The organism is Peribacillus huizhouensis (assembly GCF_014138605.1).
In the GTDB taxonomy this organism is placed as follows: Bacteria; Bacillota; Bacilli; order Bacillales; family DSM-1321; genus Peribacillus; species Peribacillus huizhouensis.
Window position 1 is genome coordinate 306,188 of the sequence record NZ_JACJHX010000005.1, and the last position, 24,374, is coordinate 330,561.

The window sequence follows — 24,374 nt, forward strand, 5'->3', positions numbered from 1 at the left end:
TGTGTTACTTATATGGAGTGATGTTTTTATTGTACGGAGTAATCCATTTCAAATGAGATAGGGAAATATACATCGTGTTAAAAAAGGGACCTTCATCAGATCTCCATGCTTATTTATGATAAAGTTCCTTATACGCAATAACTTTTAAAGCAAGTAGCTCTTCTTCAGATAATTTTCCTTGAAGGTCCGCAAGCACTTCTTCTTTAGAAAGTGTTCCTTCTTGAGCCTGCGCTTTTATGTCTAGAAGTTTAGTAACGCCGATCTTTTTGACAAGTACACGCGTTGCTTCTTCTTTTGTCGTGAAAGGCAATGAGCTATCGTCTACAGAAGCCGCTTCTTCTACGAATTTTTTCAGCTCTGAGTCATTTTCGATAAATTGCTTTACCTTTTCTGTTTGTCCACTATTCTCTAGCTCAGTCGAAACAGCATCCATTAATTTTTGAGAGGCCAGGTTTGTGCCGTAATAATAAATAGCATAGCCACCAACACCTACAAAGACTACTAGCACTACAATGAATATTAAAAACTTCTTCATCGTCTCACTCCTAACTTAGAGATTACTATACTATAATTACTGGAGATATAGAAGAATATAATTGGTCCCAGTTTTTACAAAATAATGTCATTACAAAGTCCCCCTTACATAAACAGGTTCTAGGTTTTATGTGTAGTACTACTTTAAAGGAGAGGTTGGTGGTATGAACACAGAAGATCCTACTAACCAATGAGAGTAGTTGGTTTTTCATCGTCTCAAGTTAATAACGATTAGTTTAACAATAACTTGTCGTAATTCTACCTTCTAATTGAATAATCGGATTTGCTTTAGAAAATAGCTAAGCTTAAATCTAGCTGACTATTAGATAGTATCCAAGTTCATTTCGTTGACTTTTATGCTACTTTAATATATTATCAATTCGAGATTATTAAATTAATGATAAATAAAGGAGAGTTATATAATAATGAACGTATTAGTAGTAAAAGCAAATAACCGTCCAGCAACAGATGCAGTTTCAAGTAAAATGTATGAAACTTTTATGGAGAACGTAGAAGGTGTTAACGTAACAACTTACGATGTATTTGCAGAAGATATGCCTTACTTTGGTCAAGATTTATTCAACGCTTTCGGTAAATTAGAATCTGGCGAAGAAATGACAGACGTAGAACAACGTATATTAGCTGCTAAACAAAAAGCAATGGATGCATTAACAGCAGCTGATGTAGTTGTATTTGCATTCCCATTATGGAACTTAACGATCCCTGCTAAATTGCAAACATTCATTGACTATGTATATCAAGCTGGCTTCACATTTAAATATAACGAAAGTGGTCAATTAGTAAGCTTAATGACTGACAAAAAGGCAATTATTCTAAGTGCACGTGGAGGCGTTTATTCAACACCAGAAGCAGCACCTATGGAAATGGCTTCTAACTATATTAAAAATGTTGTTGGTGGCGTATTCGGTATGACAATTGAAGAAGAAGTTATTATTGAAGGTCACAATGCAATGCCAGACAAAGCTGAAACAATTATCGCTGAAGGTTTAACAAAAGTTGCAGCAGTAGCAAAAAATCTTTCTGCAGTGACAGCTTAATTATAGTAAATGATGAATCTGTTATAGATGTAATCTATTAAGATTGTCAATCAAATAGGGTCTGACCTCGTACTCTCAATCCGTTAAGTGGTGTTTTATACACGTATCTTATACTGTATTGAGTTGTTGCGGGGTCAGACCCTTTTCATTTTTTCTATCCAATTCAGCATATAAATAATTGTCGTATAATCCACTTAAAAAGGATTCCATGCCTAACAAAATGAAAATTACCATCTAATCTTGCTTTTTCCAGGATTTATAATTAAACGTCTTTAATGCTAATGGACATGTAATGAGAGAAATTGTTGTTCTTATCTACTTTGCAATCTTGTACATATTTGAGCTCGAATAGATCATTAGCCTACATTTCTTCTTGTCACTTAGGGGAACAAAGAGATCATCACTTCTTTCAAAACTAATTCTGATTCTTACTTATTAGCATATAGTGTATATAGCAGCCTTGGTCAAACGAGGAGGAGAGCTATGGAAGTTATTGTAAGAAAGGGAGATAGTTTTTGGGATTATAGTCAGTTATTCGGCGTGAATATCCAATTAATTGTCGATTCAAACCTAGGTGTGAATCCAAGTCAACTTACGGTTGGTCAGAGAATTAAGATTCCAGGGTATGTTACGGTTGATTACCGTGTTGTTGCTGGTGATTCATTATGGTCGATTGCAAAGCAACGGCATATCTCGGTTGAATCAATTAAGCTTGTAAATGTAAATATAAATCCGAATGCTTTGCAAATCGGCCAGACGATACATGTTCCATTACGAATTACTTGGCGGCTTGTCCAGGGGAAACAATATTATGACTATGAAACAATGATAACCGATCTAACAAGGCTGCAAAATGTGTATCCTTTCATGAAAATGCCATCAATTGGAAATTCGGTGTTAGGGAATAAAATACCAGAAGTGTTAATTGGAAGTGGGAATAAGCGGATTCACTACAATGGGGCATTTCACGCGAATGAATGGATTACGACACCTGTTATTATGACGTTTCTTAATGACTATTTGCTGTCTTTGACAAATAACGTAGCGATTCGTGGGCTTCATACATTCCCACTATATCAGGAAACGATCTTATCCATCGTGCCGATGGTGAATCCTGATGGAGTGAATCTTGTCCTAAATGGGCCGCCATCCATTGAACCTTATCAAACGAGGGTAGTTGAATATAATAATGGCCAAACTGATTTTAAAAGTTGGAAAGCAAATATAAATGGAGTCGACTTGAATGATCAATTTCCAGCAGAGTGGGAAAAAGAAAAAGCACGGCGTAGAAAGAGTCCTGGACCAAGAGATTATCCGGGAGAATCTCCTTTATCACAGAAAGAAGCCATTGCAATGGCAAATTTGACGAGGAAACGGGATTTCCAAAGAGTCCTTGCCTTCCATACACAAGGTAAAGTCATTTATTGGGGGTTTGAAAATTTAGAACCACCAGAATCGGAAACGATCGTAAAAGAATTTAGCAGAGTAAGCGGCTATGAACCAGTCCAAACCATTGATAGTTACGCAGGGTATAAAGATTGGTTTATTCAAGAATGGAGAAGGCCAGGCTTTACTGTAGAGCTTGGTATGGGGATCAATCCACTGCCATTATCACAATTTGATGAAATTTATGAAGATACGCTCGGGATTATGCTCGCTGGTCTTTATATGTAGAAGTAGGAGGATATATCATAAGGGTCTGACTTCGCACACTAAATCAGTATCTCATACTGTATTTAGTTGCTGCGGGGGCTGACCCTTTGCTTTTGGACAATCTCCTTGGGCAACGGAAAATTGACAGTTTTTCTTGATCTATTCTATCCGATTTTGCATATTCACCTTATAAAGTAGTTGAATGGCTAGTTTTACTCGCTATTTGCTAGATCAACCGGTTGTTCAATTTTTTTATAGTAAGTGGAAAAGGAGGGGAAAGGATGACATTTATAATGACTTACGACCAAAGAAATTTGAATAATATTAACAAATTAGCATATAACACAAAAAAAGCCGCTCTACAATGGTACAGGTACTGTTGTGAACAGGAAATAGACCTGCTGATTTATGAAACGACAAGAACATTGGAAGAACAAGCAAGGAACTATAAATCAGGCGCATCACAAACCATGCGATCCTACCATCTGGTTGGTCAAGCACTAGATTTCGTACCAGTTAAAGACCGTCTGGCCATCTGGAATGGATTTGACACACCCAAAATAAAAAATGCCATTGCAAAAGCAAAGCAACTCGGTTTTACATGGGGAGGAGATTGGACGACACTTGTAGATAAGGTTCATTTGCAGTATGAATATAACGGCTACGGGACGGATCCTTTTGGTAGTGTGAAAGAAACAGCCACTGCTCCAAGACCAATAGTTAGCCAAACGGTTTTGAATATACAAAAAGTAGTAAATAGTAGATATGGGACCGGACTGAAAGTGGACGGAAGATATGGACCTGCCACAAATAGAGCACTCCTAAAAGGCTATCAAATAGAACTAAACGAACAATATAAGGCAGGGCTTATGGCGGACGGAATTTGGGGACCCAAAACAAAAGCTGCAGTTCGAGTTGTTAAAAAAGGGGCCAGAGGCAATATCACTTACATTCTTCAAGCCACCCTCTACGTCAGAGGCTTTGATTCGAGAGGAATAGACGGTATTTTTGGAGCAAACACGGAAATGGCCGTAAAGAGCTACCAAAAATCGCAAAACCTAAACCAAGATGGCGTGGCTGGACGTGACACATGGACTAAAATTTTTGAATAAGAAGAGGCAGTTCTAAAAGGTCGGCACTTACACTCTTGACACTGTATATTGTGTCATACCCAAACTCAAAAACTTGTGATCCAAATTCGAGATCTCGTGATCTAAACATGGGATCTCGATCCGAACTAGTGATGGTGTAAAAATGAGTATTCTCAATTTGTAGCTAGAACAAGCTGTAGTGGCATTACTCGGTATCACATTCTTCATATCAACAAGCATCTCTGTTACCTTAGAATAAGCTTAAACGTTGGAATTCAGGTGACCGTAGAAAAACAGCTAATAAAACCGTATAATAGGAAAAAACGTAAAACTACATAGAATGAATATATAGTAATTGAAAGGAACGGTACTTTTTCGTGATAAAGATCTTGATCATTAGTTTTATTGTTATTGTACTACTTGTTCTTGTTTATTCAGTGATCCCGACGCTACTTATTCGGATTTGCAAATTGGGGATAACAAAGACGGTCCAAGGGGAAAATAGGATAGTTCTAACGTTTGATGATGGGCCAAATCCTCAATATACGACACTTTTACTAGATGTTTTAAAAAACTATGGTGTGAAGGCAACATTTTTTGTAGTGGGCAGCAAGGTGAAAAGACACCCTGAAATCATAAAACGAATGCATGAAGAAGGCCATACAATTGGTATCCATCATTACGACCATATTTCAAGCTGGTTGATGTCTCCATTTAAATTAAAGGACCAGCTCATTAAAACGGAAAAAGCAATAAATGAATGCACGCAGGAAAAGGTCACCTTTTATCGGCCACCTTGGGGACATTTTAATCTGTTTACATTATGGGTAAGTAAGAAGTATAAGATCATTATGTGGTCGAATATCTTTGGAGATTGGAAGGTAGAGACGTGTAAACATGAATTACTCGATCAATTACGGAAAACGACGGCAGGAGGCTCTATTCTTCTGCTTCATGACTGTGGCGAAACTTTCGGTGCGGATGAGGAAGCGCCACACTATATGCTCGAAAATTTAGAAATTTATCTTAAGGAAATGACAGAAAAGGGAAGGCGTTTTATCACATTAAGCGAATTATAATTAGATGAGGGTTATATGAATATTGATACGATTTTACATTATATAGATTTATACGGATACCTGATTATTTTTCTGTTTTTATTTTTTGGAATTGTAGGGATTCCCGCACCTGAAGAGTCATTGCTATTCTTAATTGGCGTTTTGATTGTGCACCATAAGCTTAGCTTTGGTTGGGCTGTAGTAAGTTCCATTTCTGGTGCGTTTATCGGCATGCTTACTGCGTATGTATGTGGCAAATATATCGGCCATCCATTTATCAATAAATACGGCAAGTACGTGGGGATAACCAACGCACGATTAGAGAAAGCGAGTAGTAAATTTACGAAAAACGGATACAGAACAATCTTGTTTGGATTTTATCTGCCGGGTTTACGCCAAATCAATCCGTATTTTGCGGGCATTTCCCATATACAATTGGGTGGATATCTCTTATTTTCACTTATCGGCTCGATTCTCTGGACAGTTCCATTCATCGTTGCCGGATATTATATTGGTGGTACATTTCCTATCAATCCTGCTTATGTACCTTATTTAGGGGTTTTGTTCTTAGTTCTTTTTCTATTATATGTTTCAATTAATTTTTTAAAAAAGAGGATAAAGTCCAGAAATAGGTAATGAACACAACGAATAAATAGCCTACTAGTATCATCAAAAATTCATTTTATCATGCCCTAAAAAGTGATACATTGGAAGAAGAGAATGTCCTAAAAATGTAGATAGCCCTTTTATAGTAAATGTGTAATAGGATGGATTGTTTATGAAATTAGGAGATGACATATATGAAAAAAATTTTGTTTTTACCTCTCTTACGAATGCAGTCTGGACACCATCAAGTGGCCGACGCGTTAATGGATATGTTAAAAATGAGGACGAGTGGGATTGTTCTAAAAAAAATTGATTTGTTGAGTTATACAAATGAATCTTTAGAGAAGGTGATTTCCAATGGCTATCTAAATTGGATTCGGTATGCACCTGAAACATATAATCTTGCTTATAAGAATTTTTTCTATGTACCCCCAACAAAAATACACTCCTTTAAATGGTATCAACATATATTCTTGAACAAAATGAAACGATTGTTATCCGAGGAAAACCCTGATTTAATTGTGTGTACACATGGCTTTCCTTCTTACCTCCTCAGTCAATTAAAAAGGAAAGGGAAATGTAACATCCCGACGATTAACGTATACACCGACTTTTTTATCAATAGTGTATGGGGAAAAGAAGGCATTGATGTTCATTTTCTTCCTAGTCAAGAAGTGAAGGAATCCCTAATAAGGAAGTATCAAACTTCGAATCAAAACATGATTGTTACAGGGATTCCAGTGCATGAAGAAATTACGACGACCGCTCGTATACCGAAAAGTGTAAATCGACCGAAGATATTAATATCTGGGGGCAATAGCGGACTTGGAGGGATTTTAAAGCTATCTGAAGAGTTAAAGAAATCGAAAGGACTCGACTTCTATGTGCTCTGCGGCAATAATCGAAAGCTTTACAACGAGATCATTACGTGGAATTTAGACCATATTAAACCACTCCCTTATTTATCATCAAGATCAGAAATGAACAAGTTATATGAAGAAGTAGATGCTATCGTTACGAAGCCTGGTGGTGTCACCATAAGTGAAGCATTAAGGAAAAGGCTTCTAATCTTTGTCCATTCGATGCTACCAGGACAAGAGGAAATCAATCTACGTTATTTAAAAGACTCGTCGCTTGTATTCGAACTCGATCAAAAAAAATCATTTGAATTACAACTGTTTAGGATTTTGAATGATCATCTACAAATGGAACGGTGGAATCTGGCCGTTGATTCGTATCTTAAAGGTTTAGAGATGACTAGTGCAGACTGTCTGGTAGAAGTTATGCAAGGATTTCTTGACCTTAATCTGGAAGTGAGTACCCATGCTTAAGAATGAACATCTGGAAAGAAAGAGGATGCAATAAATGGCATGAATCCAAATTTATTCGAGCGATTTGCGCAATAGTTGGTTGCTTGTTTTATATATTGAGAGATTAGCATGTATGGCTATGCCCCTTGCTTATGCGGTAGGTATCTTTTAGGATAATTACTTCATATGCGACCTTCAGGAAATCGAAAAACATTGCAACTGTGTAAATAATATCCTCTTTCGTTCCAGGTGTTAAACATTTTTCTGGAATAACCCTATTTCTTTTCAAATTTAAGTCTACTCATTATCAATAGCTTAGAATGTACAGAATTGCTTTCCTATAACACTACAAATAGGCTACCAAAAGGGTAGCCTATTTATCCCGTATTAATGGGGAGTAAAACCCACTGATTAAAGTTTCACTTTATCTATATTAATGAGTATAGTACTCTTCTAGATTATGTTTAGACATAGGAGTTTGCATATATGGGTATCCGTGATAATGAAGGTTTCATTGTTGATAATGATGCACAGATTTCCATCACGCTGTCCAGGAAGTTGTACATATATTGATATTGAGGGTATACCATCTCGTTACCTTCTATTTTTCTGAATTTCCAAACATGATATGTGCGGATGTAGTGAGAAAGTTTGTCTAATTGATAAATTTGCAGGAGCGGAGAAGGGATTTTGAGGAACCTAGATTAATATGACGCTAATAAAATTTTCTGATTATGTAATAAAGTAAAGGGCATATCTCCCCTTGTTCCACAATATGATGGAATATCTATATGAGGAGATGAGGGGAAATAATTGACAAATAGTGAAAATAATTTGATTACAAGAGACAAGCTGGCTCAATTCATTGAACTAAATCGCAAAAAAAAAGAAATCGAAATTCAACTAGATGATTTAAAGAAAGACTTTAATCAACACTTTGATCAGTTTGTCGGAAAATTTGTTAAAGGTGATTTGACTATAAGTGATTACAAAGTGCAAAGGCAAATTAGAACAACAGAAAAGTTTGATCAAGAAGTTACAGTTCATAGATTAGAAGAGTTGAATTTGACAGATCTTATTCAGAAAAAGCCAGATGAAGGAAAAATAAAAGCTGCCTTAAATTTACGATTGTTGAGTGAAGCCGATTTAGAAGGCTGTATAAGCACAAGTTACTCGCAGGCTATTTATGTGAAACAGGTGGATTCAAAATAAAGAAGGTTTTTAGGTAATTTCATTAATTAAATTTATTGATAAGGCTTTGTTAAACTCGCCTGTTGATTGCAACTAGAGAAGCGTTCGCTTTCCGCGGGCGGATCCAGGAGCCTCCTCGGCGCTTTACGCTTGTGGGGTCTCCTTTTGACTCGCTTTTCCCTCAGGAGTCCCACGCCTTCCGCTCCAATCAACGTAGTGCCTAAATCAACAATGAGCTTTTACATAGCCATTGATAAAAAAGAGGATCTCCAAACAGAATGTCATCCCCAAAAACTACTATCTACAGTTCAAATAACTGTGTTTAGAATTGGGGATGCACCTATTTGGGGATCCTCTTTTCTACGAGGATATGAAAATCCTTTCAGCTTTAAATGAAGGATTATTCAATTAAATGGTTCATTTTATTAGCTAACTTTTGTGTTTCTCAAATCAGAAAAAAATAATAAAATGTTTAATTGTTCGATAATTCTAAAAATAAATAGCTAATATATGGAATTTATAGGATAATAATACTTGTGAGTAATATATATTATTCAACATGGAGTTTGTTAGATAATGGGTCAGAGAGGAAGGAAAAAGGGAGCGAGTGGGGAACAGAGTAGAGCACTGCTTTTGAAGATTGCAGCTGATGAATTGCCCAAAAGGGCTATCATGAAACGAAAGTTAGTGCAATTGTAAAGAGAGCAAACTTAACACGACCTACCTTTTATTTATACTTTCAAAGCAAAGAGGCAAACTTTCAAGAATTAGTTGATATATTTCGCTTGAATTTGTTTGAATATACGCAAAAGAGCCGCCTGGAACCTGGAATCGATTCACATTCCGTCCCCAAAGCAATTACAAGTGGATCGACAGCTATATGCACCTATTTTGTTGAAAATCCAAATCTTACACGTATTGGTTTCTTCATTGCATAATAAGCAGAGGAACTGAAAATACAACTAGCTGCACAAATAACTGATAATCTAGTTTCAGAACAGGAAAATAAGTATTTCCGTTTGAATATTGACATGAGTATAGAAGCTGAAAGTTTAGTTAGAATCATTGAACGTTTAACACTTACTCAATTGCTTCAAGGAAAAAGCAGCCAGAAGAAATCGCATATGAGATTGTCCATCTTTTCTTGTATGGCATGGTTTTTAATGATCATAGAGGAGGAATCCTAAACACTAATTGATGCACCATGACCCACTCGACTAAAAACGTAGAAAATAAGGGGATGGTATTCAAAATGAAGTCGGTCGAGGAATCGCAGAGGGAAGAGGTTGATATAGAGTGGGTTACTCTTATGTTGAATGCCAAACAGATTGGAATCACACCAACTGAGGTTCGAAGATTTCTACAAGAAAGTCAAAAGATGAAGATCGATGATACACTTTCGAAGCGGTGTAACGCAGGAGGATAAGGGGAATTCATTCACCTATCTAAAGACGAAGTAGTTATCTTGCTAATATATCAGTGAATATGATACATTATGTAATGTACCGAATGGTAGGTACATGAAATATAAGTAATAAACAATCTTTGATAATCTTTTTAATAAAGGATTATAGATACAGAAAGTAAAATCAGTATAATAAGAAAGAGGAATTTATAGGAGGAGAAAGTATGAAACAAATTAAATCTGAGCAAGAATATCGTGAGCAAATCAAACAAGATGAACTAACAGTTGGAGTGTTTACAACCACTTGGTGTCCAGATTGCAAACGTTTAGATATGTTTATTGGTGAAATTACAGACGAGCATCAAGATAAACAATGGTTTACAATTGACCGCGATGATTTCCCAGAAATTTCAGAGGAACAAAGTGTAATGGGAATCCCTTCATTATTAATCTTTAAAAATGGTGAAAAGCTTGCACATTTGCACAGTGCAAATGCTAAAACTCCAGAAGCAATCAGAGAATTTTTAGGCAACCTATAATAGGGTTTCTTTGGAATATGGGGTACTATCTTATCATACAACTTGATTTTTTGTAATTTGTCTATAATCGAATAATAACGAAGAACGAAGTGGGATATTTTCCACTTCGTTTTTTTTACATGTAAGATGGTGCTTACTGAAACCTTTTGACAAATGTATATCTAGCTCTTGTAGGTAATGATCTATTGATTGCAGAAAAAAAGTAGGTAATCGCTTTCTATTTGTTTGTTTAATAAACAAACAAAAGGTATAATAAAAATATGCTATCACAATAGTCAAACAATTGAAAAGATCGTTTTCAAATCTAATGATCAAAGTTGTATGGTAAAGATCTTTTGTGATGTCCTTTGTTTAAAAGAGGTCAGTTTCAAGGAAAATCAAAAATGGATGGAGCTTTTACTGGGAAGGCTGATAAATCTACTTTATAAACAGGGTATTATTTTAGATTTTTGACATAGTGAATTAAGTTTTTCATTTATTTAATTGAGAGAGCAAGGGGTGCACCATATGAATGATCAACAGATTGTTAAGAAAATCCTCCAACAAATTGGGGGAGAGAAGAATGTGTCAAGTCTTGTCACAAGTGCAACACAGATAGTAATTGAGGTGAAAGATAAGACGAAAGCAAATAAACTTGCATTGGAAAATACAGAGGGAGTTATTAGTGTAGAAGAAATTAACGGGCAATTCTTAGTAAAAGTGGAGGGACCTGTTGAAAATCTACTTAAGGAAATTAACAAATTGGGGGATTTTACAGAATCTAATTCAGATGAAGAAAAAGAAACTGTAATGAATAAGATTTTAGGAATAATCGGAGGAAGTTTTGCACCGATCTTAGGTGTTCTTGCAGGAGCAGGGTTGTTATCGGCATTATTAGCCGTTTTAACTATGCTAGGATGGGTATCTTCTGAAAGCGGTACCTATGCCATTCTATCTGCAGCAGGACATGCAGTTTTTTATTTCCTTCCTATTTTTCTTGGAATTACGCTCTCTATTAAACTTGGTGCCAATGCCTATGTTGGTGGTACCATTGGGGCAGCGCTATTGGAGCCGCATTTTACAGAATTAATAGCTAATGGGGCAAAACACGTAGATTTCATGGGAATCCCAGTTGTGTTAATGAACTATTCTTCTACTGTTTTTCCGATTTTTATCGCTGTTTCTATTTATGCCGTATTAGAAAAATTCTTGAAAAAAATCATTTATAAAGACATTCAAATGTTTATCAATCCGTTGATCTCGTTAGTAATTATTGTCCCACTAACGGTGCTTGTTTTCGGCCCTTTTGGTACATATGTCGGAGAAGGTATTGGGGCAGTTATCGAATTTTTAAGCTCAAGAAGTGGACTTTTAACAGGAGCCGTGTTAGGTGCAGTTTGGACCTTCCTTACTCTTTTGGGTCTACACTGGGCGGTTATTCCTATTGCTATTGCAAATCTTGCAAATGGTCCTGATCCGATTGTCGGTATGGCTGCTGCAGCTCCTTTTGCTCAAATTGGGATGGCGATTGCGGTTTTATTAAAAACGAAAGACAAAAATTTGAAAACTCTCGCTGGGTCAGCGATCGTTCCTGGTGCATTGGCGGGTACTACAGAAATAATCAATTATGGGATCCTCTTACGGTATAAACGAACGATGGTTTATGTAGCATTGGCTGGAGCCGTTGGTGGAGCAATTAATGGTGCCCTTGGAGCAAAAATGACTGTCTTTGCTCTCCCAAGTTTATTGTCTATCCCTGCATTTACACCGATTGGACTTTATGTAATCGGTATTACGGTGGCATTAGTGCTAGGGTTCATTCTTACGTATGTATTCGGGTTTGAAGATAAGAACAATAAGGTTACATCTAAGTCAATATTCGAAACAAGTTTAATTAGTGTAAAAACAGAAACGATTGCAAGCCCGTTAAGTGGGGAACTTGTTCCTTTAAGCCAGTTTAATGATCCACTTTTCTCAACTGAAACAGTAGGGAAAGGTATTACGATTGAGCCAGAAATAGGAAAAGTTGTTTCACCAGCAGACGGGGTTATCACTACTTTGTTTCCAACAGAACATGCGGTTGGTATCACATCTGAAGGTGGAGCGGAAATACTGATTTTCATCGGGAGTGACACAGTGAATTTAAAAGGTCAATATTTCACATCCCATATCATTCTCGGAGATAAAGTGAAGCAAGGTGATCTACTGATTGAGTTTGACATGGAAAAAATAAAAGAAGCAGGTTTTCAGGTAACGACGCCTGTTGTAATTACCAATACGAGTCAATATCTTGATGTTACGCATACAAATAACGCAACTGTTCGAGCTAATGAAGACTTGCTAACCGTAATTGTGTAGTCCATAAAATTTATCCAATCAGAAAGGGGTACCTTAATGGTAACCTGATTTTGGATTCTTATTTTAAAAAAAGATGATACCGCAATTTCCATTGGTTAATCAGCTCTCAGGAAGCTTTCTTATACTAATAGCTACTGTAGTGTTCATAGAATAAGCGATATGTTAAATATGAAATAACTATTTACTGAACAGTAGAAATACTGTTCTTTTATTATGCTCGGAATTATTTTGTTATTCCAGTCGAAATGCGTTACCTATCTATGAAGCAATTTGTTAAGGCTCTCTGTTTGAAATGCAGGTATATTTCTTCTATCTATTCTCATACTAAAGATAAGAAGGAGGGGTAATCCGTGGCGAAACGAACAAAGAAAAATGACGCTGACCAAAAGAATAAACAAGGATTTGATTCAAGCAAAGCTGATTCAGAATTCTCTCAAGAATTTGGCAGTGCAAACGCTAATCAAGCACATAAAAATAAAGCAAAAAAAGAAAAAGAATCTAAAAATCAAGGTAAGTGGAAAGGCATGCATTGATTTATTCTTGCCAGACTCTATCATGATAAGTGTTGCCTGCACCGATTACATTAGGTGGAGGCTTACCATGCTTCAAACTGTTTGACTGAACATTAAGTAAAGGAGCTTATTTAGATGACTCAATCTAAACGACAACAAGAACGCCAGTGGAAAGATCGTAAACAATCGCAGAATCCACATGGTAAGGTCAGATCATTTGAACAATTAGCTGAAGATTCGGGCAAAAATGAATCTGAAACTAAGTAAAACTGTATAAAAAAGAGAGGGTATCCCTAAGGTTTGAGCCCCACGCGATAGTGAGGTTAAGCTCCTTGGGATACCTTTCTTTCTTGTTACCAAAAAGGTCATAATCATCAGGAATGATATTATAACCTTGGAATTGCATATACATAGTATTTAAGGCATTTCGTCCTCTTTTACCCGATTTTTAAACGCTTCATGTGTAACAATATCTTCAATTTGTTCAAACTGTCGACTGTGCTCCTTCTCCTCACTTATGCTATTTGCGGGGAAGTTTCCAGGGTGGCCTTTTTCTTTGTGATTAAAATGTTTACCACGACTCATACTTATTCACTCCTTTCAATACTGCCTTTTTTAGTTTGCACTTTTTGCTAAAAAATATCCCGGAATAACTTATTACTACTGAAATAAAAAGTGTTTCATAGGAAAATACCTGTCTAATTAATGAAACCGCTAACAAATATTCATGCAAATTAAATTATTTCGAATATTGTATTTATTTATTTGTTGATCTATACTATAGCAAGATACTAAATATTAGGGAGTGTTTTGGTTATTATGGAAACTTTAGAACGAATCAGTCAATTTGTAGGGAAAACATTTGCTGTATGGGTTCTTGTATTTGCAGCATTTGCCTTTTTTGCTCCATCTGGATTTACATGGATTGCACCTCATATTACGATCTTATTAGGAATTATCATGTTTGGTATGGGGTTAACGCTTTCTGGTAACGACTTTAAAGAAGTATTTAAAAGGCCGAAAGATGTTTTTATCGGTGTTGTAGGTCAATTTGTCATCATGCCGGGTCTTGCTTTTGTATTAGCAAAAGGTTTACAGTTGCCACCTGAAATTGCAGTGGGCGTAATATTGGTTGGATGCTGCCCAGGGGGGACCTCTTCAAACGTAATGACATACCTTGGAAAAGGGGATGTAGCATTATCGGTAGCCATTACATCAGTCACAACGGTTCTTGCTCCAATCGTAACACCAGCTTTAATTTTATTACTGGCCAGCCAATGGGTACCAGTGGATCCAAGCGGACTATTCATATCCATCATTAAAATTGTCATTCTCCCAATTGTGTTAGGTTTAATCGTGAAGAAACTATTCAATAAACAAGCGCAAGCGAGTGCTAAAGCGCTACCTCTCATTTCTGTTATTGCAATCGTTGCTATTGTGACAGCTGTTGTATCTGTTAGTCAGCAACAGATTGCCAAAACTGGATTAATCATTTTCGCAGTTGTTATTCTTCATAACTTACTTGGTTACTTGTTAGGGTACTTTTTTGGTAAACTCTTTAAAATGAACTTATCTAAGAAAAAGGCTATAGCAATCGAAGTTGGTATGCAAAATTCTGGTTTAGGTGCCGCGATCGCCACCGCACACTTTTCACCAATCGCAGCTGTACCAAGCGCTATTTTTAGCGTCTGGCATAACATCTCGGGACCAATCCTTGCTACGATATTCAGCCGCATGAAAGAGACAAAAATAATAAACGTAGCCGAAACGTTTATTAGTAAATAAAAAAGTATCAACACTTATGAGGATAGCTTCCAAACAGAGGCTGACCTTACCCTTTACAACAGATTAAAGTGTTAAACACAAATTCTTTCGTTATACGAAAGGGGATGCAGTTGTTCGTTATAATTTCATTCATATCTTAGCCATGGTCCCTTAGTAACTGAAGTAGTATGCTTAGTAGTATGAATAATCATGTGAAATGATTTGCTATTGTTAACATTACCTGTTATGATGAAATAGAATTATTTTTGTTCGGTGAAAAGGATTGTATAAGTTCAACTTTTCGTCTTAATGATCACTTTGGGCAGGGATAGTAATACATTGTGTGTTTATCACACTAGGAGGCAACAAAAATGGAACAAGGTACAGTTAAATGGTTTAATGCAGAAAAAGGTTTTGGATTTATCGAGCGTGAAAATGGAGACGACGTATTCGTACACTTCTCTGCTATTCAAAGTGAAGGCTTCAAATCATTAGACGAAGGTCAAAAAGTAACTTTTGAAGTAGAACAAGGTCAACGTGGACCCCAAGCTACAAACGTTCAAAAAGCTTAATATTGAAGACATATTAACCAGACTCTTTAGAGTCTGGTTTTTTATTTCTCTTACTTAATAATAAACAAGTGGTATCAATAATGTTTTGGTCCTTAGAGGTTTTGTACATAGGAATTTAGATTGAAAAAAATGAAATTCAAGGTATCGATGAGGGTTGTCCAACATATTTAATATTATGTTTTAGTTTCATATTGGGGAGGAAAAGGAATGATTTTTAGCTTTTCAGTTTCAAAATGGCTAATCGCAATAATATCACTAGTGGCATTGGGAGTAGCGTTTATTTTAGGACCAGCTAGTGCATCAGCAACTATCAACTATGGCGATGAGGTGACAGCTGTAGCAGGTGACTATGTGGGAAGTCCCTATAAATATGGTGGGACAACTCCCAAAGGATTTGATGCAAGCGGATTTACTCAGTATGTATATAAAGATGCAGCGACAAAAATGAAGATTCCGAGAACAAGTGCTGAACAGTTTAAAACAGGGGAATCTATTCAGCAAGAACACTTAAAAACAGGTGATTTGGTATTCTATGCTACAGGAAACAAAGGAAACTTTTCTTTTGTAGGCATCTATAATGGAGACGGTACATTTATTGGGAGTACTACCAAAGGTGTAAAGATTGTAAAGATGAGCGATAAATACTGGAAGAATCGATATATAGGGGCTAAACGGATTATTGAATAAAATAAAATTAAAAGCAAAAAGAGCATCCGATGCTCTTTTTGCTAGTTAATAATGAAGAAGTATTTGAGGTGTAATTTATATAATCATTCAACGGTAATCCTCGTTAATACTGCATGCCCATTTTTCACTTTTACCAGGGCTACTGCAGGTTTAATTAAGGCTTTAGCTTCCGTTTCTTTTGCCTTTTCTTCAGGTGCATAATAATTGTCTAAACCGTACCTAATTTGAATAGATGCGGCGTTTTTTAGTTCATACGGAATTTCTAATTTTCCTTTTAGATATATGCCAGTACTAGGCTTCTTTTTTGTTACAAGAGCGACTTTATACAGGCCGTCGCTGTTGTCTTGTTTTAGTTGAACATACACTCTTTTATGAATGCCAATATTTTCCGTTTTGAAAAGGGTAATTATCGAGTCATCAAGCTGTGCCAGCTTAACAGACTCAATTTCGTAATGTAAATTCACATAGCTCCCTCTGAATAAATCTGTAGGATCAATGGGTGCGGTTTGTAATTTGATTTCTTTTCCTGTCAAAGTCGTCCAAGCGGGAGGAGTCGCCATAATGAGGAGAATCAAGACTGGAATAGAAAATACGATAAGTGGTTGGAAAAGTTGCTTACTCTTCATTAGGTTTTCCTCCTTTTTTTCGTTGTTTTTCAAAAAAGAAGCCGAAACCGATTAGGATTACACCGCCGATGATAAATGTAAGTGATTTTGGCAGTAAATCGAAAGAGTCAATATAGTATCTGAATATCAAGGCACATATTATGACAATGCTTATCAAACTACCTTTATGGACAAGGTAGAGAAGAAAAATAAAATAACCTACAGGGAACCAGATAGAAAAATCGAAGGTAAGGAATATAGCTGTGATTCCGTGTAAAAGATGTCCTTGTATATGAGTGGTTTTTTGTAACTTAGAAGGAACTGGAATATAGACTAATATTATACCAACGATAAATAGAGTGGTAAGGATGATTGTGTCTGGATTGAGAAAATGGAACCTCGGTACAAATTCCATTAGAAATAAGACGATCGTATTGATAGCTAAAGCATTTATCAAGAACGTTAGGAGTTTAGGATATTTGTATTTGTTTAATAGGACGTATAAAGCCGGTAAAAATACAAGAATGGCAAGTGGGTAGGACGTTTCATCAAGGAATATGCTTCCATTAAGATAAATGAAAAGCAGGACGGAAGTGAAAAGAAGAATGACGATATCTTTTAAATAGTAGCCGATGAATACTGTCCCGATGGCCCATAATAAAAAGGAATTGTTGAAATTAATGCTTATATTAAACATTTGTTCGATTAGAAAAATACCTGCACCAAAAATCAAAATGCCGACATAATGCAAACTTCTTGCTGTTTTGGGAAAGCGGCTCTGCCATTTAACTCCTGCGTAATTGACCCCAATTAGGCATATGATAATAATCAGCAATTTAACGCCTTTGTTGAAATACATCCAGTTGCTGGCTACGAAGGTTAATACCCCTAGACCTAATAGAATTGCCCCGATAGTTAATAATACAGTAATGAAGTTTAAGCCAGCTCTTACATCATAGGAACGTAAAATTTTTTCTTGATCCTGCTTGGAAATAATACCTCCAGATTCAAGGTATTTTAGTTCATGTTCAAGAAAGTCAAATTGTTTTTTTGTTATTTCTTTCTTGCTCAAAGTGATTCCTCCTTCCCTCTTCTTTTATTATACAAGTTGAAAAGAAGATAATGAATGTAATTTATCGAGAAAGAATTTTTTTGATTTATCAACAGACAAGTCCCCCACCTCAAGGTTTAAAGGAATCGAGGATGCGTAGGTGGGGGATAACAGCCTAATCAAGTTTTGGCTCTTAGTCCGTATGAGGTCACGAGCTTTAATACTCTTTGGCAAACTACGCCACACTGTATTAAAGCTTATGCTTGTCGGACTATCACAGGACAGTGGCGAGCAATCTTAGTAGACGTTCTTTAAAGCGGTTGTCTCAAGAAAAGCTCGATTGGCTAGAGCCGCGAAACTATCCGAGGGCCCACAGAGGTAAATTTTGCACCCAAAGAATTTGGGGAACCAGACGAAAGACTAAAGGACACGGCGTACTTAGTCTGTGATTCATTGCCTTCGCTCGTACTGACGATTGTTTGAAGCGTGTGCTTTAGATCTTAACAACAGTAAAACGGGACTAACTTTCAGTGGGGCGTTATATTAATGTAAAAACAAATGCTCAATCTCTTGTATCTCATGAGATTGAGCATTTGTTCTCTTAATTTTTTGGAGACTGGCAGAATCGAACGGCCATTTTTAACATACCTTATTTTTTATTCATTAAGCTATGCTTTTTACCGTAAGTAAAATAGATGAACAATCCAAATACAAACCAAATACTGCATGCAATCCATGTATGAACTGAGAGTTGAGCGATTAAAAATAAACATAATAGGAATGAGCAGATCGGTAGAACTGGAAAGAACGGTATTTTAAAACCACCGGATGGTATATTCTTATTCTTTCTTAAGAAAATAACGCCGATTGAAACGATTGTAAATGCAAGTAATGTTCCCATATTCACTAATTCTACGAGTTTAGACAAGGGAATGAAGCCAGCGCAAAAAGCGACAATTACTGCGTAGATCCACGTATTTTTAACAGGTGTTTTATATTTTTCATTAAGCTCACACATAATTTTCGGTAGTAATCCATCACGTCCAAGTGCGTAAAGTAGTCTTGTTCCTCCATATAACATTACAAGAATAACCGTCATCATCCCGACAACAGCACCAAGTGAAATTACACCAGCCATCCAATCTTGGTGAATAAGCTGCATAGCATAGCTAACTGGATCACTTACGTTTAGCTGCGTATAAGGAACCATTCCAGTTAAAACAAGAGAAATCACTACGTAAAGTAGTGTACAAATTAATAATGGACCAATAATTCCAATTGGCAAATTACGTTGTGGATTTTTTACCTCTTCAGCAGCAGATGACACAGCATCAAACCCAAGATAGGCAAAGAAAACAAGGGCTGCTCCGCTCAAAACACCTTCAATTCCGAAAGGCAAAAATGGCTGCCAATTAGCAGGTTCCACATAAAAAATACCTACTCCTATAAATAAAAGAATAACACCTACTTTAATAAATACCATGATCTTATTCAGCTTTGCAGATTCATTGATCCCGCGTGTTAACAAGAAAGCAGTGGCAAACACTATAACAATAGCTGGTAAATTTACATAAGTTCCGTCTGCGGGAGAAAATGGACCTGAGATTTCCTTTGGAATGATAATATGAAATCCTTCTAACAAAGCAGATAAATATGAAGCCCAACCAGTTGAGACTGCAGCAACTGCCAAACCATATTCCAATACTAAAGCCCAACCAACTAACCAAGCGACTATTTCTCCAAATACAATATATCCATACGTATAGGCACTACCTGTTACTGGTACGGAAGAAGAAAATTCAGAATAACACATACCCGCCAACGCGCAGACGATAGCAGCGATAATAAATGAAAAAACAATAGCTGGTCCAGAGTGACTCGCAGCCACTGTTCCAGGAAGTATAAATATACCTGTTCCAACAATGGCTCCAACACCAAGCAACACTAAATCAAAAGCACCTAACGATTGCTGTAGCTGGATATCTCCCTTTTTTTTCAGCAACTCCTCGAGATTTTTTTTCCTGAATAATACATTTTTCATACGAACCCTCATTTTTTAAAAATATGTAAAAATTCTAATGTTTATTTTTTATAGGTCAATGAATTTTGTCGAATTACCAAAAAATATGTCGAAATTTAAAGAGTTTTTGAAAATTGAAATGAAAAGGGGGGGGCGAAAATAGTTTCTGCAGAATAGTATGAATCTATTCTTGGATGAAAGAGCTATTTTTCTGAAGCTAATTAGTATTTGAGGATGAACCAAGAAATAGAAGTAAAATCGAAAGTGAAGAGGATAGAAACCTCTATTAACCGTTTATCCCGCATTAACGGTAATAAAACCCCTACTGATTGAAGTTTCACTTTATTAAATGTTTTTTCTGAAAAATGAGAAGTTCTGGGAATGGTCAGAGGAGATTAAGAGCAATGCTTATTTATAGCTGCTATGAAGAAGTTAAATGCAGACTTGAATAGTTAACAACACTTCAATGAGTTTGGTCTATTGGAAGTATATATAAACGGAGAGAAAAATAGATAAAACTGCATTTAGATGCATCATGGAGACTCTATGGAAAGCACATGCAATCGTAGCAAGCTATGGGTGTATTTTTATAGAAATACTGTTTATATAGGGTTGGAACATCCAATAGAATGACCAAAGCTGTATTTTAAGTAAGATATGTATCTTAATAATTTGTGAAAATAAAAAAAACCCTTGATACACAAGGGTTTTAAGTATGGAGACTAGCGGGATCGAACCGCTGACCTTTTGGCTGCCAGCCAAACGCTCTCCCAGCTGAGCTAAGCCCCCGTTAAGGTATATTTTTAATTTTATCTATTTTTCTGAAAAAGTCAATGGATTTTTAATAGAAAAGTGTTCTTTTAGCGATCTTTCTAAAATTAATGTGGTTTGACCGATGTTGCAAATTGATTTATTAACTTACCCGTTAGATTTCGTGATTGGTATACCCGATCTTATATACGAATGTCAGTAACAGATTGTGAAAAGAGTCATAATAAAAAAGCTGATTGCACCCGCAGCCAGCTTTTTATCTATATTATCTAAAGAATACTTTATCAATATTATATTTTGCTTTATGTTCATTGATAATGAACGTTTCATAGATTTCTCTTTCCATTGGATCTTCTACATAGCAAATCTCGATACTGGATACTTCATTTCTATGCAGTTTAATCGGTGAAACAGAATCTTCGAAGTGCTTCTTGATTCTTTGGCGGAGTTTTCTAGCTTTTCCGACGAAAAGTAATTGACCCTCTTTGTTATAGAACATGAAGATTCCGCCTTTATCTCTTGGAATCAGGTGAAAGTCAATAAATCCGTAAATATCAGGAATGATTGGCTCGTCCCCTTTTACGATTTGTTTTCGCTGCTTAATGGTTAAATCTGCTGTAGGGATTGTAATATTAATCATGAACAGTCACTTCCTCTATTTAATAAAGATAAATGGTATCATAAGTATACAAGAAAAGCTATTTGTGAGAGAAACAATATCGAATGAGTAATGTGAAGTTAAATTTGCTACAATAATGCATGAGAATATTGAGGGGGTAACTATGATACAATATCCAGTGATTTATTATTATGAGGCAAGAGTAATGAAAGAAGACTATACAATCCATGTGGTTTTTCCGGATCTGAAAGCAGCGGGCTTGTCAGCTTCTACAGCTGGGAATGATCTGGAGGATGCGAGAGAGGCTGCTCAGGATTTATTGGCGATTGCGATCGACATGGCGGTAGATGAAGGAAAAACCATGCCAGAAGCAACTCCGATTGAACAAGTTGATATTGCACAATTTTATGTAGAAGAAGAAGTAGGTAAGCCGTTTCGTATTGAAGTAGAATATATTTCAGTATAAGGAAAAGTGGATGTTCGACAGGCAGCTGGGTCTCGTCCACTATTTACTTCATTCTGTGTATAGGGGACGAGGTCTGCTCATTTGTTTTAGGACAGCCACTTTTCATTATTATCATAAGTTTTCAATTTCTACTTTTGAAATTTCTTCAAATGTCGAAACACAATAGTAGACGTCAGTGGTTTTTCGTTTTGTATCAACTAGGACTAGAAGTTGGACATAATGTAAATCGTCTTCAAGATCGTTAATTCGAATATTTTTTACAAAAATATTATTTTCTTTAATTTTTTTCATCACGATTGCGATATCATTTTTGTTTGGAATCATCAATTTCAACATAATTTCTTTTTGTCGAAACTGTTTTGGACCTATTAGGGCAACTAGCCAAGGAATAAGTTCGACACTGATGATTAATAAAATGACACCTGCTGTTGCTTCAATAAAGAATCCTGCGCCGACTGCTATTCCAATCCCAGCTGCTCCCCAAATAATTGCAGCTGTGGTTAACCCGGATATACTATTATTATCGCGTCTTAGAATAACTCCTGCCCCGATAAAGCCAATCCCTGAAACAATTTGGGCTGCAAGTCTGAGTGGATCCATCGTAATATTAACATGTTCACTACCTGTGAACGTATAAGCTGACTCAATGGAGACCACTGTCAGTAAGCAGCTAATAATGGAGATAACCAGGCTTGTCTTCAAGCCAACAGGTTTTCGTTTAATTTCTCGTTCTAAGCCGATTACTAAGCCTAGTAAAGCTGATATCCCTAGCTTTACTAAAATTTGAGCTTCTGAACTTAAGTTTAAAAACCAATCCATGGCCAAATCATCACCATTCATATAATATTTTCTGGTACGCTATATTTGCTGTGTTATACCCTATACATGAATTCTTAATTGTAAAGGGTTCGTATGAATGTAAAAAAAAACGTACCAATTTAAATGTATTACTTTCTATTATAAGTCTGAAAAGAGGAATTACCATGCTTCAACCTAAAATAAATCCTTATTTTGTATTATTACTTGCTGTCACATCTATTTCATTGTCGGCTATTTTTGTAAAATTAGCTTCAGCACCATCAGGAATTATTGCATTTTATCGACTGTTTTTCACAATCGTCATTATGCTGCCATTCTTTCTGGCAAAATATCGTCACGAGCTGAAACATATAAATAAGAAAGACTGGCTATTGTCTAGTATTGCTGGAATATTTTTGGCCTTTCATTTTATTTTATGGTTCGAATCGTTGAACTACACATCTGTAGCTAGTTCTACCGTTCTTGTAACACTTCAGCCGTTGTTTGCCTTCGCAGGCGCTTATTTCTTTTTTAAGGAACGGTTTTCGGTGCGAGCAATCTTAAGTAGTATAATTGCTATTAGTGGTAGCTTGGTCATTAGTTGGGGAGATTTCAAGATTAGTGGGATCGCCTTGTTTGGTGATATTCTTGCACTTATCGCTTGTGCGTTAATAACGGCCTACCTATTAGTAGGACAAACCGTTAGACAAAGAATCTCTTCTACTACATACACCTTTGTTGTTTATGGTATGAGCATGGTCACTTTATTTCTTTATGTACTAGTAAAGGGAGAACCACTCGGTCCATATCCGGCAACAGACTGGATTCTATTTATCCTGTTAGCTATTTTTCCAAACCTATTAGGGCATTCGTTGTTAAATTGGTCACTAAAATGGCTAAGTACCACTACCATTTCAATGGCTATTTTGTTAGAACCGGTTGGGGCAACTATTCTAGCTTACTTTATTCTGGATGAAACAGTTGTACTCACCCAAATTATCGGTGGAGCTATCATCTTTGCAGGATTAATTTACTTCCTGAGTGACAGTAAAAAAACCAAAGATCGTTCGATATAGAAAACAATAAAGCTTTAAATGCCTATTATTTACCTTCATGAAAAAAAGCAGTGTAGTTTTCCTGCTTTTTTTCTTTGAACTCTTTTTAAGCTTTTGATTAATCATGAATGTTAGTTACTCATAGTTCATTTTAAAAAAAGTAGTAATAAATTTTATGTAGAAGCAAACGAATTATTCCGACATTACTAGGCTTTAGAACGAAGAGACGAACTGATCTCGTAATGAATTCTTAACTATCTTATGAAGAAATGAATTGAAAACAAATAAGAGAGATGGTTAAATATAAAAAGTAATGTAATCTATTTTTAGAAAAAGTTAAAAAAGTATTGCAATCATTTTTTTATCGTGATATATTATTTCTTGTCGCTAAGCCAGTAACGAACGCTGACAGCAGTTAACACGAAAAAAACTTTTCGAAATAATTGTTGACACAGGATATCGGCTGTGATAAATTATAGAAGTCGCTTCTGAGAGAAACGACAAAGATTGCTCTTTGAAAACTGAACAAAACAAAGCGCCAACGTTTAAATTAAGTGAGTACACACTATAAAAACAATGAGCAAGTCAAACACTTTTTGGAGAGTTTGATCCTGGCTCAGGACGAACGCTGGCGGCGTGCCTAATACATGCAAGTCGAGCGAATGATTGGGA

At 36.1% G+C, this 24,374-nt stretch carries 25 protein-coding genes, 1 tRNA gene and 1 rRNA gene; 19 read left to right on the top strand and 8 right to left on the bottom strand.

Going from position 1 to position 24,374, the window contains the following annotated elements:
* Nucleotides 1–109 precede the first annotated feature (109 nt).
* Complete coding sequence (locus HNP81_RS10905) at nt 110–535, bottom strand: hypothetical protein (protein ID WP_182502630.1); 426 nt, start codon at nt 533–535, stop codon at nt 110–112.
* Nucleotides 536–959: 424 nt separating this feature from the next.
* Here HNP81_RS10905 and HNP81_RS10910 point away from each other — a divergent pair, with 424 nt between their 5' ends.
* The 13 genes from HNP81_RS10910 to HNP81_RS23635 all read left to right on the top strand — a co-directional run bounded on the left by HNP81_RS10910 (nt 960) and on the right by HNP81_RS23635 (nt 13,561).
* Nucleotides 960–1,592, top strand: coding sequence for an FMN-dependent NADH-azoreductase (locus HNP81_RS10910; RefSeq protein ID WP_028393756.1), 633 nt, complete (start codon nt 960–962; stop codon nt 1,590–1,592).
* Nucleotides 1,593–2,075: 483 nt separating this feature from the next.
* Nucleotides 2,076–3,266 carry a M14 family metallopeptidase gene (locus HNP81_RS10915; RefSeq protein ID WP_028393757.1) on the top strand — a complete coding sequence of 397 codons (1,191 nt, stop codon included), beginning with the start codon at nt 2,076–2,078 and terminating at the stop codon, nt 3,264–3,266.
* Nucleotides 3,267–3,526: 260 nt separating this feature from the next.
* Nucleotides 3,527–4,357, top strand: a complete 831-nt coding sequence (locus tag HNP81_RS10920) for a peptidoglycan-binding protein (protein ID WP_182502631.1) — start codon at nt 3,527–3,529, stop codon at nt 4,355–4,357.
* Nucleotides 4,358–4,713: 356 nt separating this feature from the next.
* Nucleotides 4,714–5,415 (top strand): polysaccharide deacetylase family protein, encoded by a 702-nt coding sequence (locus HNP81_RS10925; RefSeq protein ID WP_312859669.1) that lies wholly within the window; start codon nt 4,714–4,716, stop codon nt 5,413–5,415.
* Between the two features lie 15 nt (nt 5,416–5,430).
* Complete coding sequence (locus HNP81_RS10930) at nt 5,431–6,030, top strand: DedA family protein (protein WP_028393759.1); 600 nt, start codon at nt 5,431–5,433, stop codon at nt 6,028–6,030.
* Between the two features lie 164 nt (nt 6,031–6,194).
* The gene (locus HNP81_RS10935) at nt 6,195–7,331 is read left to right on the top strand and encodes an MGDG synthase family glycosyltransferase (protein ID WP_034302400.1); all 1,137 of its coding nucleotides are present in this window, start codon (nt 6,195–6,197) and stop codon (nt 7,329–7,331) included.
* 792 nt (nt 7,332–8,123) lie between these two features.
* Nucleotides 8,124–8,522: a hypothetical protein gene (locus HNP81_RS10940; protein ID WP_246399311.1), complete on the top strand. Its 399-nt coding sequence runs from the start codon at nt 8,124–8,126 to the stop codon at nt 8,520–8,522.
* A gap of 671 nt (nt 8,523–9,193) precedes the next feature.
* Nucleotides 9,194–9,439 (top strand): TetR/AcrR family transcriptional regulator, encoded by a 246-nt coding sequence (locus HNP81_RS23830; RefSeq protein WP_312859670.1) that lies wholly within the window; start codon nt 9,194–9,196, stop codon nt 9,437–9,439.
* Nucleotides 9,440–9,753: 314 nt separating this feature from the next.
* A complete protein-coding gene (locus HNP81_RS10950) occupies nt 9,754–9,927 on the top strand; it encodes an anti-repressor SinI family protein (protein WP_152534808.1) in 174 nt (57 codons plus the stop codon).
* A gap of 203 nt (nt 9,928–10,130) precedes the next feature.
* Nucleotides 10,131–10,445, top strand: a complete 315-nt coding sequence (locus tag HNP81_RS10955; RefSeq protein ID WP_182502632.1) for a thioredoxin family protein — start codon at nt 10,131–10,133, stop codon at nt 10,443–10,445.
* A 507-nt stretch (nt 10,446–10,952) separates the two neighbouring features.
* Nucleotides 10,953–12,782 (top strand): glucose PTS transporter subunit IIA, encoded by a 1,830-nt coding sequence (locus HNP81_RS10960; protein WP_182502633.1) that lies wholly within the window; start codon nt 10,953–10,955, stop codon nt 12,780–12,782.
* A 350-nt stretch (nt 12,783–13,132) separates the two neighbouring features.
* On the top strand, nt 13,133–13,315 hold the full coding sequence (locus HNP81_RS10965; RefSeq protein WP_182502634.1) for a hypothetical protein: 183 nt from the start codon (nt 13,133–13,135) through the stop codon (nt 13,313–13,315).
* A 114-nt stretch (nt 13,316–13,429) separates the two neighbouring features.
* Entirely contained in the window at nt 13,430–13,561 is a 132-nt protein-coding gene (locus HNP81_RS23635; RefSeq protein WP_220478549.1) for a DUF6254 family protein, read from the top strand.
* A gap of 150 nt (nt 13,562–13,711) precedes the next feature.
* On the opposite strand, the gene HNP81_RS10970 is transcribed toward HNP81_RS23635, so the two are convergent.
* Complete coding sequence (locus tag HNP81_RS10970) at nt 13,712–13,879, bottom strand: hypothetical protein (RefSeq protein WP_182502635.1); 168 nt, start codon at nt 13,877–13,879, stop codon at nt 13,712–13,714.
* A 234-nt stretch (nt 13,880–14,113) separates the two neighbouring features.
* Here HNP81_RS10970 and HNP81_RS10975 point away from each other — a divergent pair, with 234 nt between their 5' ends.
* The 3 genes from HNP81_RS10975 (at nt 14,114) to HNP81_RS10985 (ending at nt 16,317) form a co-directional block, all read left to right on the top strand.
* A complete protein-coding gene (locus tag HNP81_RS10975) occupies nt 14,114–15,079 on the top strand; it encodes a bile acid:sodium symporter family protein (protein WP_182502636.1) in 966 nt (321 codons plus the stop codon).
* A 350-nt stretch (nt 15,080–15,429) separates the two neighbouring features.
* Nucleotides 15,430–15,630 carry a cold-shock protein gene (locus tag HNP81_RS10980; RefSeq protein ID WP_028393766.1) on the top strand — a complete coding sequence of 67 codons (201 nt, stop codon included), beginning with the start codon at nt 15,430–15,432 and terminating at the stop codon, nt 15,628–15,630.
* 207 nt (nt 15,631–15,837) lie between these two features.
* The gene (locus HNP81_RS10985; protein ID WP_182502637.1) at nt 15,838–16,317 is read left to right on the top strand and encodes a C40 family peptidase; all 480 of its coding nucleotides are present in this window, start codon (nt 15,838–15,840) and stop codon (nt 16,315–16,317) included.
* A gap of 83 nt (nt 16,318–16,400) precedes the next feature.
* On the opposite strand, the gene HNP81_RS10990 is transcribed toward HNP81_RS10985, so the two are convergent.
* From HNP81_RS10990 to HNP81_RS11010, 5 genes are all read right to left on the bottom strand, one after another.
* Nucleotides 16,401–16,943: a GDYXXLXY domain-containing protein gene (locus tag HNP81_RS10990; RefSeq protein ID WP_182502638.1), complete on the bottom strand. Its 543-nt coding sequence runs from the start codon at nt 16,941–16,943 to the stop codon at nt 16,401–16,403.
* The gene (locus tag HNP81_RS10995; protein WP_182502639.1) at nt 16,933–17,994 is read right to left on the bottom strand and encodes a DUF2157 domain-containing protein; all 1,062 of its coding nucleotides are present in this window, start codon (nt 17,992–17,994) and stop codon (nt 16,933–16,935) included. The genes HNP81_RS10990 and HNP81_RS10995 overlap by 11 nt, the downstream gene beginning before the upstream one ends.
* Nucleotides 17,995–18,622: 628 nt before the next feature.
* Nucleotides 18,623–20,014 carry a branched-chain amino acid transporter BcaP gene (bcaP, locus tag HNP81_RS11000; protein ID WP_182502640.1) on the bottom strand — a complete coding sequence of 464 codons (1,392 nt, stop codon included), beginning with the start codon at nt 20,012–20,014 and terminating at the stop codon, nt 18,623–18,625.
* A gap of 695 nt (nt 20,015–20,709) precedes the next feature.
* Nucleotides 20,710–20,782: transfer RNA gene (locus tag HNP81_RS11005), tRNA-Ala, on the bottom strand.
* Nucleotides 20,783–21,029: 247 nt separating this feature from the next.
* Nucleotides 21,030–21,404, bottom strand: coding sequence for a nucleotide excision repair endonuclease (locus HNP81_RS11010; RefSeq protein WP_182502641.1), 375 nt, complete (start codon nt 21,402–21,404; stop codon nt 21,030–21,032).
* A gap of 142 nt (nt 21,405–21,546) precedes the next feature.
* On the opposite strand from HNP81_RS11010, the gene HNP81_RS11015 reads away from it, so the two are divergent.
* Complete coding sequence (locus HNP81_RS11015; RefSeq protein WP_028393770.1) at nt 21,547–21,849, top strand: type II toxin-antitoxin system HicB family antitoxin; 303 nt, start codon at nt 21,547–21,549, stop codon at nt 21,847–21,849.
* Between the two features lie 111 nt (nt 21,850–21,960).
* On the opposite strand, the gene HNP81_RS11020 is transcribed toward HNP81_RS11015, so the two are convergent.
* Entirely contained in the window at nt 21,961–22,668 is a 708-nt protein-coding gene (locus tag HNP81_RS11020) for an MgtC/SapB family protein (protein WP_028393771.1), read from the bottom strand.
* A gap of 164 nt (nt 22,669–22,832) precedes the next feature.
* Between HNP81_RS11020 and HNP81_RS11025 the strand changes: the two genes are divergently transcribed.
* Both HNP81_RS11025 and HNP81_RS11030 read left to right on the top strand, forming a co-directional pair.
* Complete coding sequence (locus HNP81_RS11025; protein WP_182502642.1) at nt 22,833–23,723, top strand: DMT family transporter; 891 nt, start codon at nt 22,833–22,835, stop codon at nt 23,721–23,723.
* Nucleotides 23,724–24,295: 572 nt separating this feature from the next.
* Nucleotides 24,296–24,374, top strand: a 16S ribosomal RNA gene (locus HNP81_RS11030); the annotation flags it as partial.